The sequence below is a fragment of the Paenibacillus jamilae genome (genome assembly GCF_050482105.1).
Taxonomy (GTDB): domain Bacteria; phylum Bacillota; class Bacilli; order Paenibacillales; family Paenibacillaceae; genus Paenibacillus; species Paenibacillus jamilae_B.
The window spans coordinates 1-518 of sequence record NZ_JBCNHI010000055.1 but is presented as its reverse complement, the minus strand read 5'-3'; the positions used below and the strand labels follow the sequence as shown (position 1 = coordinate 518).

Sequence of the window (518 nt, the reverse complement as noted above, 5' to 3'; positions counted from 1 at the left end):
ACAAGTCAGTTGCTCTACCAGTTGAGCTACACCGGCATATTAAGTTAAATGGCGGAACTGACGGGATTCGAACCCGCGATCTCCTGCGTGACAGGCAGGCATGTTAGGCCTCTACACCACAGTTCCAAAGGCATTTCCAACAGGAAATTAATTGCGGGGGCAGGATTTGAACCTACGACCTTCGGGTTATGAGCCCGACGAGCTACCGAACTGCTCCACCCCGCGATATAAAATATGGAGGCTGAGGGGATCGAACCCCCGACCCTCTGCTTGTAAGGCAGATGCTCTCCCAGCTGAGCTAAGCCTCCATATTATGACCCGTAGGGGATTCGAACCCCTGTTACCTCCGTGAAAGGGAGGTGTCTTAACCCCTTGACCAACGGGCCCTATGTATATTAAAAGTGATGGCGGAGAGAGAGGGATTCGAACCCTCGAGACGCTTTTGGCGCCTACACGATTTCCAATCGTGCTCCTTCGGCCAACTCGGACACCTCTCCATATGGCTCCCCGAACAGGAC

At 53.5% G+C, this 518-nt stretch carries 5 tRNA genes; all 5 read right to left on the bottom strand.

Annotated features, from left to right (window positions below):
• Positions 1 to 49: 49 nt before the first annotated feature.
• The 5 genes from ABEW32_RS26205 to ABEW32_RS26185 all read right to left on the bottom strand — a co-directional run bounded on the left by ABEW32_RS26205 (position 50) and on the right by ABEW32_RS26185 (position 497).
• Positions 50 to 126, bottom strand: a tRNA-Asp gene (locus ABEW32_RS26205).
• Between the two features lie 25 nt (positions 127 to 151).
• Positions 152 to 225: transfer RNA gene (locus tag ABEW32_RS26200), tRNA-Met, on the bottom strand.
• 10 nt (positions 226 to 235) lie between these two features.
• A tRNA-Val gene (locus ABEW32_RS26195) sits at positions 236 to 308 on the bottom strand.
• Between the two features lie 6 nt (positions 309 to 314).
• Positions 315 to 386: transfer RNA gene (locus ABEW32_RS26190), tRNA-Glu, on the bottom strand.
• Positions 387 to 405: 19 nt separating this feature from the next.
• A tRNA-Ser gene (locus ABEW32_RS26185) sits at positions 406 to 497 on the bottom strand.
• Between the last annotated feature and the right edge of the window lie 21 nt (positions 498 to 518).